General features: G+C 38.6%; 15 protein-coding genes. 8 read left to right on the top strand and 7 right to left on the bottom strand.

Translation table 11 applies throughout. From position 1 onward, the window contains the following. The first annotated feature begins 54 nt into the window (after positions 1-54). The 4 genes from C4F49_RS16145 (at position 55) to C4F49_RS16130 (ending at position 5520) form a co-directional block, all read left to right on the top strand. The gene (locus C4F49_RS16145; protein WP_196936869.1) at positions 55-2262 is read left to right on the top strand and encodes a RelA/SpoT family protein; all 2208 of its coding nucleotides are present in this window, start codon (positions 55-57) and stop codon (positions 2260-2262) included. A gap of 79 nt (positions 2263-2341) precedes the next feature. Then, positions 2342-2836: a Fur family transcriptional regulator gene (locus C4F49_RS16140; RefSeq protein WP_196936868.1), complete on the top strand. Its 495-nt coding sequence runs from the start codon at positions 2342-2344 to the stop codon at positions 2834-2836. Positions 2837-2956: 120 nt separating this feature from the next. Further along, positions 2957-4231, top strand: a complete 1275-nt coding sequence (locus C4F49_RS16135; protein ID WP_196936867.1) for an adenylosuccinate synthase — start codon at positions 2957-2959, stop codon at positions 4229-4231. A gap of 2 nt (positions 4232-4233) precedes the next feature. After that, positions 4234-5520: an anthranilate synthase component I family protein gene (locus tag C4F49_RS16130; protein WP_196936866.1), complete on the top strand. Its 1287-nt coding sequence runs from the start codon at positions 4234-4236 to the stop codon at positions 5518-5520. Here C4F49_RS16130 and C4F49_RS16125 read toward each other — a convergent pair. Then, positions 5517-6335: a ZIP family metal transporter gene (locus tag C4F49_RS16125; protein ID WP_196936865.1), complete on the bottom strand. Its 819-nt coding sequence runs from the start codon at positions 6333-6335 to the stop codon at positions 5517-5519. The genes C4F49_RS16130 and C4F49_RS16125 overlap by 4 nt on opposite strands. Before the next feature lie 311 nt (positions 6336-6646). Between C4F49_RS16125 and C4F49_RS16120 the strand changes: the two genes are divergently transcribed. Beyond that, positions 6647-7153, top strand: a complete 507-nt coding sequence (locus C4F49_RS16120; RefSeq protein WP_196936864.1) for a DUF4199 domain-containing protein — start codon at positions 6647-6649, stop codon at positions 7151-7153. Positions 7154-7194: 41 nt separating this feature from the next. After that, positions 7195-7587, top strand: coding sequence for a DUF5367 family protein (locus C4F49_RS16115; protein ID WP_196936863.1), 393 nt, complete (start codon positions 7195-7197; stop codon positions 7585-7587). A gap of 7 nt (positions 7588-7594) precedes the next feature. On the opposite strand, the gene C4F49_RS16110 is transcribed toward C4F49_RS16115, so the two are convergent. Beyond that, positions 7595-8524, bottom strand: a complete 930-nt coding sequence (locus tag C4F49_RS16110; RefSeq protein ID WP_196936862.1) for a DMT family transporter — start codon at positions 8522-8524, stop codon at positions 7595-7597. 50 nt (positions 8525-8574) lie between these two features. Between C4F49_RS16110 and C4F49_RS16105 the strand changes: the two genes are divergently transcribed. Both C4F49_RS16105 and C4F49_RS16100 read left to right on the top strand, forming a co-directional pair. Further along, positions 8575-9228, top strand: coding sequence for a CHAP domain-containing protein (locus tag C4F49_RS16105; protein ID WP_196936861.1), 654 nt, complete (start codon positions 8575-8577; stop codon positions 9226-9228). 4 nt (positions 9229-9232) lie between these two features. Further along, complete coding sequence (locus C4F49_RS16100; protein WP_196936860.1) at positions 9233-9631, top strand: NUDIX hydrolase; 399 nt, start codon at positions 9233-9235, stop codon at positions 9629-9631. Between the two features lie 780 nt (positions 9632-10411). Here C4F49_RS16100 and C4F49_RS16095 read toward each other — a convergent pair. The 5 genes from C4F49_RS16095 to C4F49_RS16075 all read right to left on the bottom strand — a co-directional run bounded on the left by C4F49_RS16095 (position 10412) and on the right by C4F49_RS16075 (position 15704). Next, positions 10412-11302, bottom strand: a complete 891-nt coding sequence (locus C4F49_RS16095; RefSeq protein ID WP_196936859.1) for a hypothetical protein — start codon at positions 11300-11302, stop codon at positions 10412-10414. A gap of 7 nt (positions 11303-11309) precedes the next feature. Next, positions 11310-12188, bottom strand: a complete 879-nt coding sequence (locus C4F49_RS16090; protein ID WP_196936858.1) for a sugar phosphate isomerase/epimerase family protein — start codon at positions 12186-12188, stop codon at positions 11310-11312. A gap of 18 nt (positions 12189-12206) precedes the next feature. Beyond that, positions 12207-12938 (bottom strand): (Fe-S)-binding protein, encoded by a 732-nt coding sequence (locus tag C4F49_RS16085; protein WP_196936857.1) that lies wholly within the window; start codon positions 12936-12938, stop codon positions 12207-12209. Further along, a complete protein-coding gene (locus C4F49_RS16080) occupies positions 12935-14257 on the bottom strand; it encodes an MFS transporter (protein WP_196936856.1) in 1323 nt (440 codons plus the stop codon). Before C4F49_RS16080 ends, C4F49_RS16085 begins: the two co-directional genes overlap by 4 nt. Positions 14258-14402: 145 nt before the next feature. Continuing rightward, positions 14403-15704: a D-alanyl-D-alanine carboxypeptidase/D-alanyl-D-alanine-endopeptidase gene (locus tag C4F49_RS16075; protein ID WP_196936855.1), complete on the bottom strand. Its 1302-nt coding sequence runs from the start codon at positions 15702-15704 to the stop codon at positions 14403-14405. Between the last annotated feature and the right edge of the window lie 55 nt (positions 15705-15759).

The following is a 15759-nucleotide window of genomic DNA, read 5'->3' as shown; positions in this document are numbered from 1 at the left end:
AACAGTTAAATTTAAACATTAAAACGGATAAATCCTAATACTATAGGGCAATATATGGAAGAATATGTGATTGATATAGATGCAGAAAATAAAGAAATTCGAAAAAGATACCGCGCATTATTAAGAGCTTGTAAACCAACACTTCAAAAAGGGGACAAACAACAGATTCGTAAAGCTTTCGATCTAGCTTTAGAATGTCATAAAGACATGCGCCGGAAGTCAGGCGAACCTTATATTTACCATCCAATTGCAGTAGCGCAAATCGCTGCTGAAGAAATCGGTTTGGGTACAACTTCAATTGTCTGTGCATTATTGCATGACGTAGTCGAAGACACTCATTTAACTTTACAAGACATCGAAGAACAATTCGGCAAAAAGGTTGCCCGAATTATTGATGGATTGACTAAAATCTCAGGAATTTTTGACCCGAACAGTTCAATGCAAGCGGAAAATTTCCGTAAAATGCTATTGACACTGGCGGATGATGTGCGCGTGATTCTGATTAAGCTGGCGGACAGACTGCATAACATGCGGACGATGGAGTTTATGGCTCGCCATAAACAGCTTAAAATAGCTTCCGAAACGAGTTACTTGTATGCTCCCCTAGCGCATCGCTTGGGATTGTATGCGATTAAATCTGAATTGGAAGATTTATCGATGAAGTATACCGATCCGGATACGTATAAATTCATTGCAAAAAAATTAAACGAGAAAAAGGCTGAACGTGAACGATTTGTAACAGACTTCATTACGCCTATTAATGAAATATTAGCCGAACAAGGCATTGAGGCGTCTGTTTTTGGAAGGCCGAAGTCGATCCATTCGATTTGGAATAAAATGCGCAAAAAATCCATTCCTTTTGAAGAGGTATACGATTTATTTGCAATTCGTGTGATTATTGACACGGATGATGACAAAGAAAAAACCGAATGTTGGAAAGTCTATTCCATCATTACGGATTTGTATCGTCCGAATCCTGACCGTCTGCGAGACTGGGTTTCTTCTCCGAAAGGAAATGGCTATGAATCCCTGCACACTACGGTGATGGGGCCTCGCGGCCAATGGGTGGAAGTACAGATTCGGACGCGCAGAATGAATGAAATCGCTGAAAAAGGTTTCGCTGCGCATTGGAAATACAAAGAATCAAATTCTGATTCTGGATTGGACAACTGGATTCAAAAGATTCGCGATATCTTAAGCAATTCCGAGCAAAGTGCATTGGATTTCGTAGATGATTTCAAAATGAACTTGTTTTCGGATGAAATTTTCATTTTCACTCCAAAAGGAACATTGGTTCAATTGCCAAATGGTGCTACAGCATTGGATTTTGCTTTTGAAATTCACTCAGACATTGGCGCAACCTGTATTGGAGCGAAAGTAAATCATAAACTGGTACCGCTTAGCCATACATTGCAAAACGGCGACCAAGTCGAAATCATTACGTCCAGCAAGCAGACCCCTAAAGAAGACTGGCTTAATTTTGTCGTTACCGCGAAAGCGAAATCAAAAATCCGTTCTTCGCTTAAAGAAGAAAAACGCCGTGTCGCTGAAGATGGAAAAGAGATTTTAGAACGAAAATTAAAATCGTTAAAAATTACATACAACACCGACAACATCAATAAAATATCGAACTACTTTAAGTTCCCTAGTTCTCAGGAGCTGTTTTATAATGTTGCCAAAGGCTCAATTGATATCAAAAACTTGCGCGAATTCGTCGCAAGCGAAAAATCAGAAGACCCGAACCACAATCAGTTTCAGGCACATATCAATGGTTTAGTTGAGAAAATCAACAAAAAAGAAGTTGACACCATCTTGATTGGAGATGATTATCAGCAAGTCGACTATACCCTAGCACCTTGTTGCAATCCAATTCCAGGTGATGATATTTTTGGGTTTTTAACAGTGAATGATGGCATCAAAATCCACCGCACGAGTTGTCCGAATGCATCAAAATTGATGGCTAATTACGGTTATCGTATTTTGAAAGCGAAATGGGCTTCGTCGAAAAATGATGTGGCATTCTTGACCGGCTTACGGATTGTTGGAATTGATGATGTCGGTTTGGTGAATAAAATAACCATGGTTATTTCTCATGAATTCAATGTCAACATCCGCTCATTGTCCATTTCTAGCAACGAAGGAATATTCGAAGGAAATATCATGGTCTTCGTGAATGACACGCAACAATTGGATAATTTAATCATTAATTTAAAACATATACCGGGTATCACAGGAGTTACCCGATTTGAATACGAAAGTTAAATCATTCGAAAATCAGAATTTCTAGAGGTATTGAAGTTTGATTAGAAAATGGTAAATTTGTATAGAATCATTTTATACTATGAATCAAGGCGAAAATTACGAAACTGTCAAAAAGATTTTTGAAGCTTACTTAGAAAATAAAAACCTAAGAAAGACTCCAGAACGCTATGCGATTTTGGAAGAAATCTATTCAAGAACAGATCATTTTGATGTGGAATCTCTGTATATCCACATGAAAAACAAGAAGTACCGAGTGAGTCGTGCAACAGTTTATAACACGTTAGAATTGCTGGTTTCATGCGACTTAGTTACCAAACATCAATTTGGCCGCAACATGGCTCAATTTGAGAAATCTTATGGATACAAGCAGCATGACCACATTATCTGCATCGAATGCAATAAAGTAGTTGAATTTTGTGACCCTAGGATCCATCAGATCCAAAGTATGATGGGCGAATTGTTAAAATTTGAGATCAAGCATCATTCATTAAATCTGTATGGTGTCTGCGAAGATTGCCAAAACAAAAAATCTGCAACAAAAATCCAATACGAAGAGAGCACGCTCTCAAATTAATTTTTTTCCACATAACGAATAAGTTATCAAAAGTACCTTTGGCAAATGGTTTAAATTTGTACTTTTGATACCGTAATTCATTATTTATTCATTACTACAAAATTCATTATTTAAAAAGCTATGCAAGTTGATGTGCTTTTAGGCCTACAATGGGGCGACGAAGGAAAAGGCAAGATTGTCGATGTTTTATGTCCACAATATGATTTAATAGCCCGATTCCAAGGGGGTCCAAATGCGGGTCACACATTAGAGTTTGATAACAAAAAGTTTGTGTTAAACACAATTCCATCAGGAATTTTTAACCCAACAATTTTGAATTTAATTGGTAATGGCGTTGTAATCGATCCGATTATTTTAAAAAGAGAATTGGATAATCTGCGTGCTGCAGGTTTTGACCCAGTTGCAAATGGCAAATTGGTTATTGCTCGCAAAGCGCACCTAATTTTACCAACTCATCAGTTATTGGATGCTGCTTCCGAATCTAAAATGGGTGATGGAAAAATCGGTTCAACGTTGAAAGGAATCGGCCCTACTTACATGGACAAAACCGGAAGAAACGGTTTGCGTGTAGGTGATACGACACTTCCTGATTTCAAAGAGCGCTACGAGAAACTGAAAGAAAAACACTTGAACATTCTTTCGCACTACGGTGAAATCCCTGATTTCGCGGAACGTGAAGCAACGTTTTTGGATGCAATCGAATTTATCAAAACCATTCCTCATGTTGATTCTGAACATTTGGTGAATCAATATTTGAAAGACGGAAAGAAAGTGTTGGCTGAAGGTGCTCAAGGAACTTTATTGGATATTGATTTTGGTTCTTACCCTTTTGTTACTTCTTCCAATACGACAACTGCTGGTGCTTGTACAGGTTTAGGAATTGCTCCGAATAAAATCGGGCAGGTTTTAGGAATCTTTAAAGCATACTGTACGCGTGTCGGAGGTGGTCCATTTCCAACGGAATTAGATAACGAAGTTGGTGAAGAATTAAGAAAGTTAGGTCATGAATTTGGCGCGACTACTGGCCGTGCGAGACGTACAGGCTGGATTGACATTCCTGCGTTGAAATATGCAATCATGCTGAATGGAGTGACTGAATTAGTCATGATGAAAGCCGATGTATTAGATACTTTTGACAAGATTTATGCTTGTACGCATTACAAATACAACGGCGAAGTAATTGATTACATGCCTTACGATATTATTGCGATTAAACCAGAACCGGTTTATGAAGAGATACAAGGTTGGAAACAGGATTTAACTGGCATTCGTACAACAGGAGAAATCCCTACAGCTTTAGCAAATTACATCGACTATTTAGAGAAAGCGTTAGAAGTGCCGATTAAATATTTATCAGTTGGCCCTGACAGAATACAAACGATTGAATTAAAGTAACAATGGCTACTGCCAGTTTTGAAGTTGAGAATCCGAAAGAATTCTTAGAAAAAGCACTTTTTTGGGCAAATCAATTTCAAGATTTCGCATACTACAACTCAAATAATTTTGACGATGTTTATTCAAAATTAACTTCTTTTCTTGCCGTTGAAGCACTAGATAGCTTTCAATATGATGGAGAAGAAACTTTTGAGAAAATAGAAAAATTTAAAACCGGATATCCAAATCATTGGATACCCGGTTTTTTTAGTTACGACCTGAAGAACGAAATTGAAGATTTGGCAACTCGCTTTCCAAATTACCTTGATTTTCCCGAAGCTTACTTCTTTATTCCAAAAACGACTTTGTCGTTTGCTCAAAATCGAGTGAATATTGATTCCGAAAATCCATCCATTATCTTTCAGGAAATTAATGCACAATTGATTCCGGAGCTTAGGGTTCCCTTTTCAGGAGCATTTGAAAAACGGATGTCGAAAAAATCCTATTTTGAAGCGTTTGAACACATGCAACGCCATATTCAGTTGGGTGATATTTATGAAGTAAATCTTTGCCAAGAGTTTTTTGCGGAGCAAACAAAAATCAACCCAATTCAAACCTACCTAAAATTGGATGAGCTCTCTCCTACGCCATTTTCTGTTTTATTTAAACAGCAGCACAATTACATTATTTCGGCTACGCCGGAACGATTTTTAGCAAAGCGTGGACAGAAATTAATTTCACAGCCAATCAAAGGAACCGCGAAAAGAGGATTGACGGATACAGAGGATACGAACATCAAGCAAGCGTTGCTTCATAACCCGAAAGAAATTGCGGAAAACTTAATGATTGTTGATTTGGTCCGAAATGACCTTACCAAAAGTGCCGTGTTAGGAACCGTTCAAGTTGAACGAAAATTAGAAGTTCAATCATTCCAGCAAGTCCATCAATTGGTTTCGACGATAACCTGTCAGCTCAACCCAGAAATCACCGCAACGCAAGCAATCAAGAATACATTTCCGGCAGGTTCTATGACCGGCGCACCTAAAATTTCAGCGATGGAATTGTGTGAAAAATATGAAAATTCGAAACGCGGAATTTATTCAGGCGCTGTAGGCTATTTTGCGCCAGATGGACATTTCGATTTCAATGTGATTATCCGTTCACTTGTCTATAATCAACGTACTGGTTATCTATCGTTTCATACAGGCGGTGCAATCACGAATGCTTCCGAAGTAGAAAAAGAATATGAAGAATGCCTAGTTAAAGCTGAAGCGATTCTGAAAGTTTTCGGGACGTCCTTGGAAGATTAGCCTAAAGCCACATCCAAAACCATCATCATCACAAATCCTAGCACAAAGCCCAGCATTGGAATATCCGAATGTTCGTCTTGTTGCGTTTCAGGAATAACTTCTTCGATAACAACAAAAATCATTGCACCAGCAGCAAAAGCTAAAGCATAAGGCAAAATCGGAAGAAAGAAACCAACAGCAACGGCACCTAAGACTGCAAAAATAGGTTCTACAATTGCGGAGGCCTGTCCATACATAAAACTTTTTCGCCTGCTCAATCCCATTCTGCGCAAGGGCATAGAAACCGCAATTCCTTCTGGAAAGTTTTGCAAACCGATTCCGATTGCTAAGAGTACAGCGCCTGCGATGGATGCGTCAGGCGAACCTGTAGCGACAGCACCAAACAAAACTCCTACAGCTAATCCTTCAGGTATATTATGCAAAGCGATTGCAATCGTCAATAATGTCGTGCGTTGCAAGGAAGTTTTAGGACCTTCTGCTTTCTTAAAATTGACATGCAGATGGGGCATAATCTTGTCCAATCCGAAGATAAACAAGGCTCCCAAAATAAAACCGATTGCCGCAGGCATTACCTTTTCGAAGCTTTCACCTTCGCTCATATCAATAGCTGGAGAAAGCAAGCTCCAAAAACTCGCCGCAATCATTACCCCTCCAGTAAAGCCAAGCATGCCATTCAGCAGCTTCTTGTTCACTCCTTTAAACAGAAACACAACAGCAGCACCCAATGCCGTAACTCCCCAGGTAAAAAGCCCTGCATAAAGCGCGGCCAAAATGGGATCTATACCCGAAAAGTAATCAACTATACTATCAAACATCAGCTAAAAAATTGAGATTTGCATACCTTAAATGAGCACCTAATTAATTTGGACAGAGCAAATATAACTATCTTTTGCACAATTAAAAGACATCTTTATTTCAAATGAAAATAATCTAAAATTCTACCTAATTGAAGAATTTGACGGCAGAAAATCCGTCGAATTTTACATGAACCGTCTTGATAAAAATTTATTTTTCTATACTCATAATTTATTCCGTAAATTTATATAGCTTAAACATGTGCCTTCAAGCATGTTTTATAGTGAAGCTCCCTAATGAAAACAGAGTATTTAACTAATTTAAATTAAATATGAAAAATATCGGAATTGAATTTAAGTGGGCAATTATATTCACCATAATGAGTTTGTTATGGATGGTTTTAGAAAAACTTTGTGGCCTACACGACAGAAACATAGACTACCACATGTATCTGACCAATCTATTTGCTATCCCCGCGATTTGGACTTATGTTTTAGCTTTACAGGACAAAAAGAAGAACTTTTATGAAGGTAAAATGGACTATAAACAGGGTCTGGTTTCTGGAATTATCTTAACACTGATTATCACATTGATCAGTCCGTTCACCCAATGGGTCATCACTTACGTGATCAGTCCTGAATTCTTTCCAAACGTAATCAAACGTTCAGTTGAATTGGGTTATTATGAAAGTACTGAAATTGCTGAAGCGAATTTAAATTATAAGAATTATGCGTTGCAAGGAATGATTGGAGCCTTGACAATGGGCATCATAACGACAGCAATCGTCATGATATTTGTCAGAACAAAAGATGGAGAATTGGTGCAAGAGGTGGAATAATTCCTTTTGCCGACTATAAATAAAGCATTAAACAAGTCTAAATGAACTACAAAAGATATAGTTTTTGTTTAGGATTTTTTATTTGGGCGATAGCCACATTTGCATTCCGTTATTTTGGACATCTCTTTTTTCTAACGGATAGGCAATGGGTTGTCATCACCCTATTTGCCGGAACGGCATTAATTTTAGGTATTATTTCTCACATCGTTTTTAATAAATTCAGGTTATCAAAACCTCAGTCCGTACACGCTGCCGCCCTATTGGTTTTGCCGGGCATGCTATTGGATAGTCTTTGTTTGTTCTTTTTTGACCTCGTATTTCCGACCCTTCCATCGACAGATGGAACAATCTTTAGCTCATGGCTAATGTGGGCATACGCATGTGTTTTAGTTTTCGGGTTAATCCGAAAACGAAACATTGCCCGATATAAATAATCAACAATTAAACTTTTGCAGGGCTCCGTTTAAACATTCCAGGTTTGTAATTTGTAATAAATACACCCAAAATAATCAAGACAGCGGCGATTAGAAACTTAAGTGAAATTTCTTCATTCAAAACCAGCCAGCCTAAGAAAATAGCAATGATGGTGTTGATGTAAGCAAGGATGGAGACTTTGACAGGTGAAATTTTGGTTAGTGCGTAATGGAATGCAAAAAATGCCAATACTGAACCAAAAACAGATAAGTAAATCATCGCCGAAATGCTTTTCGATGTCCAGCTTCCAAAATTATAGTTGTCTGAAAAAAGAAAGGCGAACACCAACTGAACAATTCCAGCAAACATAAACTGATAGAATAGATTCAAAACAATATTTCCTTTTTGGATATTGAGTTTTTTGGTAAAAATAATGCCTAAAGCCCATCCCGAAATAGCACAGAACATCAAGGAAATGCCCATTCGGTAATCTGGATTCAAAAAATCTTTGAGTCCATCCCAAAAGATAAAGACAATGCCACAGAAACAGAGCAATACGCCAGTCAGCGAACGATAATTAAACCGTTCCAGTCCGATTGCCACAGTTCCCAAAAAAACCAGAATCGGTGTCGAGGCAGCGATTAAAGAAGTCAAACTGCTCGAAAGACTTTCCTCAGCAACCGTTGTAAGCCCATTCGCTACAATCAGCATCAGGAACGAAAAAAGCAATTGGTATTTTAAATTCTCCCTCCCTATCCATTTTAACTCTTTCCGTACAATCAGCACCAAAAACAGAATCAATCCAGCTAACAATTGACGAATGCTTGCGACAAACCAGGCGGGAATGGTTTCTACGGCGACCCGTATAGCCAAATAAGTAGTTCCCCAAACAATTGCAACGATAAGTACGGCGAAAATGAGTTTGTAATCTTTCAAGTGGTCTAATCTATGCGACAAAGATAGAGATTAGAAAATCATAAAAATGAAATTTATTATTAACTTTAACTATGCTCTTAAGCGATAATCCGAATGACAAAAAATTACGGAAAATAAAATCGAAACGCTGGATGTATGCCGTAATTGGCATATTGATTTTAAGTTATATGGGTGTTTGGGTTTTTAAGAAATTCAATTTCAATAGCGATTATGTGGTTGGACAGAAATTGGATAGCTTAAATGGTGTTTTCGTGTATTATAATGGAGGTGTAGATCATGTTTTGGAGCGTGATACCACAGAAGATGGCTATAACCTTGGACTGAAATACCAATGCGTAGAATTTGTAAAGCGCTATTATTACCAATACCTTAACCATAAAATGCCAGATAGTTATGGCCATGCCAAACAGTTTTATATTGATACCTTGGCCGATGGCACATTGAACGTCAAACGAAATTTGATTCAATACGCCAATTCTAGCCAGACGAAACCGAAAATCGATGATCTGCTGATATTTGATGGAACGTTAATCAATCGTTTTGGCCATGTCGCCATTGTTTCTAATGTTTTTGAAAACCAAATGGAGATTATTCAGCAAAATCCAGGACCTTTTGGGAATTCGAGAGCACGTTATGCGCTGGAATATGCCAATAACAAATGGACGATTAAGAATGACAATATTTTGGGCTGGTTAAGAAAAGAAGATACTGCTCCTATAAATTAATACGATGAAAATAATTGACAAATTAGCTTGGATTGAGATTCAAAATAAATCGATTCTCTCGACCAAAAGTTACGGCAAGGACAAATATTACATTCCGGGAGGAAAAAGAGAATCCGGGGAATCTGACGCAGAAGCATTAATCCGCGAAATTCAGGAAGAATTGCAGGTCGATTTGATTCCTGACAGTTTACAATTTATCGGCACTTTTGAAGCTCAAGCACATAGCCATCCCGAAGGTACGCTTGTAAAAATGACCTGCTATTCTGCAGAATATGATGGAGAATTAAATGCCGATTCCGAGATCGAAGAAATCAGGTGGCTACATTACGCCGATAAAGAGATAATCTCTGAAGTGGATAAATTGATTTTCGATTACTTGCATCAGCAAGGTTTATTGGATTGATTTTCTCCGCCTAGCCCCGAAGTGGGCTTACAAAGTAAAAATTAAAAAGTAAAAAATAAAAAACCTTTCTGGTCGTTAGCGCACGCGTTTCGCGTGTGCATGTTTTATCTTGAAGAATCTAAAACGTAAATTCGAGACTCTTCGTTTCACTCAGAGTGACAAGAGCATAACACAGCAATCTATACGTTGCGTAACTACCATACGCTGCTTTTATCGCCAATTCGTTTCGCATTATTATAGCCAAGTATACTAAATCGATGAAGAAATAAATTTAGCATAATTGGGAATTGAAAAACTTACATTTAAATGACAAACTAAATTTTTGGCATTTCTTCCGTATAACACCTCAAAAAAACGATAAAAAATTACAAGTTATTATATTTTAATTAATTACAATCCTTACATAAAGTTTTTAATTAAAAGAATTGCGAGAATTGTCACTAAAATATTGTCAATTTTTTATAATTTATTGAAGCTTTTTTATAATTTATTGAAGAGATTTTATAATTTCTTGAAGAGGTTTTATAATTTCTTGAAGGGATTTTATAATTTCTTGAAGAGGTTTTATAATTTCTCGAAGAGGTTTTATAATTTCTTGAAGGGTTATTGTGATTTCTTAAAGGGTTATTGTGATTTCTTAAAGGGTTATTGGAAGATAATGTTCTGTTTTTTATAACTGACGTTCATTGCAATTTACTAATTAAACAAGCATAGCCTATTTCCTATAGTTAAAAAGTCCACAAAATCATTTCCCTTCGGGGAATAAAAAAAACAATCCAATTAGATGCCCGACTCCTTGCCTACTCTCTTGCGGTCTGGCGCGAGGTATTGATCTTCATCGCCACGGACTGGATTCGTCAGCGGAATATTTTCTTTAAAATGCAGTGTGCTGGATTTGATTTCGTAAGCATCATAGGATAAATCCGGGCCGTAATATCGATAGTTCCCGATCAGTTTAGGATCTGCGGGCACTAAGTGGTCAAATACGATGCGCTTGTTTTCGGATTCGTATTTGAGGATCAGGCTCGCTTCGCGGGTATAGTTGAAAATCTTTCGCTTTAGCGCCTTATCGTCCGAAAACACAGCCTGTCCGAAAGATACAGTCCCCTTATCTACGGTCAGAATATCAATTACCTTTTGCGTGTAAGTAGGCGTATGCCCTTTCCATCCCAATAAGGCATATTGATTTGTTCCTAATGGGATAAGTTCATAATACTGCGCTCCATACCATTCATTATTTGATAATGCTTCCTTTTCAGGTTCCTGGATCTCAAATGTTTTATCCAATAGTGGAATAAGCTTCAAGCTGCCATCTGCTGTCTTGAATTGGACGGAACCGTAATAAAGATATGAACCGTCATCCAGCGGGACATTCCAAGAGAAAATCCGGAAATCTTTTGCTGGCGAAGAAATGATGGAGATCATTTTCAGGGAAGTAAAATCATGCCCAAAGGATTGATTTTCTTTGAGTGCAGAAACCAATGTCTTGACAAATTTGAAATTATTGTCGAGGCGCTCGGGTTCGGCATTTTGCTTAAAAATCCCTTCGCCAAGGTTTTTTAAGCTATCTTCCCAGACTAGCATCTTTGCGTCGGCGCTAGTCTGGGAGTATGCTTTTTCTCCTATTGCTAGGAATAGTAAAATATAAATCGATTTGAAGATATACTTCATGTAGCTATTACAAGTATTTAGACAATAAAGCTTTTGCTTTCTTGATTCCTTCTACTTCACTTAATTTATCGCCTTCGAATTCTATTCCGATGTAGCCTTTGTAGCCTGCATCTTTCACGATTTTCATTAGGCGGTCGTAATCGTAATTGGCTTCAGAACCATCTTCTTTAAATACATTCGCTTTAGCGCTGACGCCTTTTGCAAATGGCATTAATTCCTCAACACCTTTGTAGCGGTCGTATTCGTAGAAATTACCAAAGTCAGGCAAACTTCCACAGTTTTTCTTACCTACCGTCTTCAATACATCCGATAACCATGTTCCATCTGAAGAGATGCCGCCATGATTTTCGACAATCACATTGATTTTCCCTTTTTTGCCATAGTCAGCTAAGCTGCTTAGGCTTTTTACCACTTGACCTTTAACTTCAGCTGGCGTTCCTTTACCTGCCGCATTCACGCGGATCGCTTTACAGCCTAAGAAATGAGCCGCATCGATCCATTTGTAATGGTTTTCAATGGCTTTGTTGCGTTTGGTTTCATCTTGGTCGCCCAAATCACCTTCCCCATCGATCATGATCAACACATTCGTCACGCCATTATCTTTTGCACGGTTATTTAGATCTTTTAAATAAGTCATATCCTGAGCCTTATCCTTGAAGAACTGATTTACATATTCAACTCCATAGATGCCGAAATTCTTTGCAGTGAATTCTGGGAAATCAATGTTTTTAAGATCGCCTTTAAATAAAGTGCGGTGCAATGACCATTCGGCCAACGAAATCTGAAACCATTCTTTCTTTGCAGCGAATAAATCTAAGTTGGGTGCGATGGCTAACCCTGCGGTTGCCAAGCCAACATTTTTAAGAAACTCTCTTCTTGAATTCATAATATTATTATTTAAAATCTAAATATTTGCCCATCCGGTCGTTAACACATCAGTAAGATGCATGGTTTTAATGGGCATTTTATGTTTATCAATATAACTCTGTATTTGTAACAAGCAGGACGAATCGGTCGATATAATGTAATCCGCTTTTACTTCTAGTGCATTGTGTACCTTCTGTTCAGCCATCGCCGAAGAAATTCCTTCGAACTTCACGGCAAACGTTCCGCCAAATCCGCAACAGGTTTCCTGATCGCGCATTTCCAAAACTTCTAGACCGCCAACTTGTGCAAGCAATTTACGTGGTTCGTCTTTAATTTTGCATTCGCGGAGTGCTGCGCAAGAATCATGATAGACTGCTGTGCCCATCATTTCAGCACCAAAATATTCTTTTTTGAGCACATTTACCAGAAAATCGCTTAGCTCATAGATATTGCGCTGCATATTCCGGCAGGTATTGTGCTCCATGGAATTGGTAAATAAGTCATCATAGCCATTTTTGACCATTCCGACGCAGGACGCTGATGGAGCGACAATGTAGTCGCTTTCGTTAAAATCTTTTAAGAACTTCAATCCGATGGATTTCGCTTCGTCCCAAAAACCTGCATTGTATGCCGGCTGTCCACAACAGGTTTGGTTCGGGTTATAGCTCACTTCACAACCGGCTTTGCGCAGCAATTTTATGGTATTAAATGCTGTTTCGGGATAAAGCTGATCGATAAAACAAGGAACAAACAGTTGTACTTTCGTCATTTTACGGGTTTTAAGATTGTTTTGTTATACTTTAACACTCGGAATAACAAAAGCAATCCGATGATAAAGTATACGGATAAAAATAGTGCCGAATAGCGAATATTGTGTGTTATTTGTTCAATAAAGGCAAATGAAAATAAACCAACGACGATAGCGAGCTTCTCCGTAACGTCATAGAAACTAAAAAATGCGGTGGTGTCGCCGATATCTTGTGGGATCAATTTGGAATAAGTGCTTCGCGATAAGGATTGTATACCACCCATCATCAAACCAACAAAAAATGCGATTGCATAAAACTCAAATTCGCTGGATAAGAAATAAGCCGCGATACAAATGCCAATCCACATACAAACCACAATCATCAGCACAGGAATATTCCCAATCTTATTTGCTAAAAAGGACATCAAATAAGCGCCAGCAATGGCGACTAGCTGGATCAGCAGAATCGCAGGAATTAGTTTGTCAGCTCCAAGCTCAAGTTCTTTTTCTCCGAATGCTGCCGCAACGACCATAATGGTCTGCACGCCTATGGCATAGAAAAAATAGGCCGGCAAAAATAGGCGGATCGCCTTGATCTGCTTGATGTGCCCGAAAACGTGCTGAAATTCTTTATTGACTTTTTGGAAGAAACCCAATTCTGGATCCTTAACCTGTGGTTTATTGGCAGGCAGCTTACGGAAAGGAATCTGCGCAAAGCCCATCCACCATAGACCTACCAAGAAAAATGAAAATCTTGCCGGAAAAGACAGATCGGTTATGCCAAACCATTCGGGCTTAAAGATAAAAACAAAACAGATCAACTGAAGCGTCACACAACCCACATAGCCATACGCAAAGCCTTGCGCACTCACGCGATCTTGTTGATCGGGCGTTGCAATCTGCGGAAGATACGAATTGTTAAATGCCAAACCACCGATATATCCCATTGCCGCTAAGGCAAAAAAGATAATCCCCAACTCGAGCGTTTCCAATTTGAAGAAAAACAGGCCCATACAGGAGAGCGCTCCAACGTAGGTAAAGAGTTTCATAAAGAATCGCTTCTTCCCCGCCGCATCCGCATAAGCAGATAAGAACGGCAATGCCAAAGCCATGATCAAATAGGCGATGCCCAATGCGAAATTGGATAGAGCCGTATTGATAAAGCTAAAACCAAAGAAAGTGACATTATCGCCATGTTCCTGGGTTTTGGTAATTGTCGTATAATAAACGGGAAAAATCGTGGAAGTTATAACTAGGTTATAAGCGGAATTGGCCCAATCATACATGGACCAAGAGCGAATCAATCGCTTGTCGTTCTTTTTAATTTCGTTATTCGACATGTTTAGAACACGAATATACCAATAGATTTATATTTTTTGGACTTTTAAATTTAAGAATTATTTAGCTGAAAAAAATCGTTTATGGTTCTAATCAAAACAGATTCTTTTTGAGCCAGTCCACAGGATTCAGGCTCATTGCTTTACCCTAATAATTCTCATGGATGTAATTCATAATGGAAACCATTTCCCTCCTAACGGAAGAAGCCGCTCCGAGAAAATTATTGTTCAGAAAGGAAAAGATATACTTATTCCCAGACTTGCAAGTGATGTATCCCGACTGGCAGTAGACAGAAGTTAGCGTACCTGTCTTCGCCCAAACATACGGTTCGCCATTAAATAAGGGATAGGCCGAGCGCAGGGTGCCACTTAACCCTCCGGCAGGAAACAAATAGTGCAGATCCAGTTCGTTTGGAATCTGGGATTGCAGCTGTTTCAGCAATTCCACCATGCTTCTAGGGGTGATTTTATTGTATGAAGATAGGCCGCTCCCATCATGTAGGCTGATCGTGTCCGTCAGGATCGTCTTGTATACGCTAGCTAAGCTATCGCGCAATTCATCTGTATTAAACGCGTGAAAACGGCTTTGCGCAGCAAGCATTGTAAACTGCTCTGCCAAAAAATTATCACTTGGCAGCATCATTTCGCGCAATAGGCTTTTGGTATCGATCGAATAGATCATGCGCGTATCAGGCGTTTTCTCGTACGCAATCATTTCTACATCCCTTTTTAACGTATCGATCAGCAGTTTGGTAAATAAGCTGTCGCTATAATGGAAGGGAATTTCATTGACATAATTTTTCGGAACATAGATCGAAGAAAGTTGAAAGACATTCTCATTCATTTTGCGTGTGATCCAGAAGCTTTTATATTTTCTGTCGGAAATGACGAGATTTTTGTCGAAATATGGAGGGCTTGCCTTTAAACTGTTTTTCTCCGGAGCTCGGAATGTAACTACATTTCCATAAATCGGAAAGGTTGCTATTTCGGGCTGATAGTATTTGTCGTAATCTTCAATCGACCATCCGTTCCGGTAATAATCTTCAGCACTTTCCGTCGGCACATAATAGAGTTTCTTCGTGCTGAATTTCAGAAAATCATAGACCTTGCGGGTATCTAAGCGATTATGTAAAAAAGTGGGATCGCCCGTTCCCCAAAAAATCAGGGAATCTCCGCGTTCGATGTATTCTAAGCCGGGAATAGAATCCCCTAAGTTCTGTAATGCGGTATACAGCGTAAATACTTTGGTATTCGACGCTGGGGTAAATGCTTTATCTTCATTTCGGGCATAGACAACCGTATCCTGGCCGACGCCATACAAAGAGAATCCCACAAAATGGCGATTCAGCAATTTGGATTTAGCAAAAAGGGAATCTAATTTGTACGGATCTTGGGCTTTTAAAAATAAGATGTTTGCAAAAAGCAAAGCAATCAACAAGACATGCTTCATTTTTTAAACATAGGAAAAATAGAACAAAAATGGAAATAGGATCAAATTTGATACA

Origin of the sequence: Sphingobacterium hungaricum (genome assembly GCF_015210005.1) — a bacterium.
In the GTDB taxonomy this organism is placed as follows: Bacteria; Bacteroidota; Bacteroidia; order Sphingobacteriales; family Sphingobacteriaceae; genus Sphingobacterium; species Sphingobacterium hungaricum.
The sequence above is the reverse complement of the archived record's forward strand: the minus strand, read 5'-3'. Positions and strand labels throughout refer to the sequence as shown.

Excerpts from the sequence above, each read along its gene's own strand:
- C4F49_RS16095 (WP_196936859.1), bottom strand. The coding sequence starts at position 11,302 with ATGAAGTATATCTTCAAATCGATTTATATTTTACTATTCCTAGCAATA.
- C4F49_RS16120 (WP_196936864.1), top strand. The coding sequence starts at position 6,647 with ATGAAAAATATCGGAATTGAATTTAAGTGGGCAATTATATTCACCATA.
- C4F49_RS16105 (WP_196936861.1), top strand. The coding sequence starts at position 8,575 with ATGCTCTTAAGCGATAATCCGAATGACAAAAAATTACGGAAAATAAAA.
- C4F49_RS16125 (WP_196936865.1), bottom strand. The coding sequence starts at position 6,335 with ATGTTTGATAGTATAGTTGATTACTTTTCGGGTATAGATCCCATTTTG.
- C4F49_RS16145 (WP_196936869.1), top strand. The coding sequence starts at position 55 with ATGGAAGAATATGTGATTGATATAGATGCAGAAAATAAAGAAATTCGA.
- C4F49_RS16140 (WP_196936868.1), top strand. The coding sequence starts at position 2,342 with ATGAATCAAGGCGAAAATTACGAAACTGTCAAAAAGATTTTTGAAGCT.
- C4F49_RS16075 (WP_196936855.1), bottom strand. The coding sequence starts at position 15,704 with ATGAAGCATGTCTTGTTGATTGCTTTGCTTTTTGCAAACATCTTATTT.
- C4F49_RS16100 (WP_196936860.1), top strand. The coding sequence starts at position 9,233 with ATGAAAATAATTGACAAATTAGCTTGGATTGAGATTCAAAATAAATCG.
- C4F49_RS16085 (WP_196936857.1), bottom strand. The coding sequence starts at position 12,938 with ATGACGAAAGTACAACTGTTTGTTCCTTGTTTTATCGATCAGCTTTAT.
- C4F49_RS16115 (WP_196936863.1), top strand. The coding sequence starts at position 7,195 with ATGAACTACAAAAGATATAGTTTTTGTTTAGGATTTTTTATTTGGGCG.
- C4F49_RS16090 (WP_196936858.1), bottom strand. The coding sequence starts at position 12,188 with ATGAATTCAAGAAGAGAGTTTCTTAAAAATGTTGGCTTGGCAACCGCA.
- C4F49_RS16135 (WP_196936867.1), top strand. The coding sequence starts at position 2,957 with ATGCAAGTTGATGTGCTTTTAGGCCTACAATGGGGCGACGAAGGAAAA.
- C4F49_RS16080 (WP_196936856.1), bottom strand. The coding sequence starts at position 14,257 with ATGTCGAATAACGAAATTAAAAAGAACGACAAGCGATTGATTCGCTCT.
- C4F49_RS16130 (WP_196936866.1), top strand. The coding sequence starts at position 4,234 with ATGGCTACTGCCAGTTTTGAAGTTGAGAATCCGAAAGAATTCTTAGAA.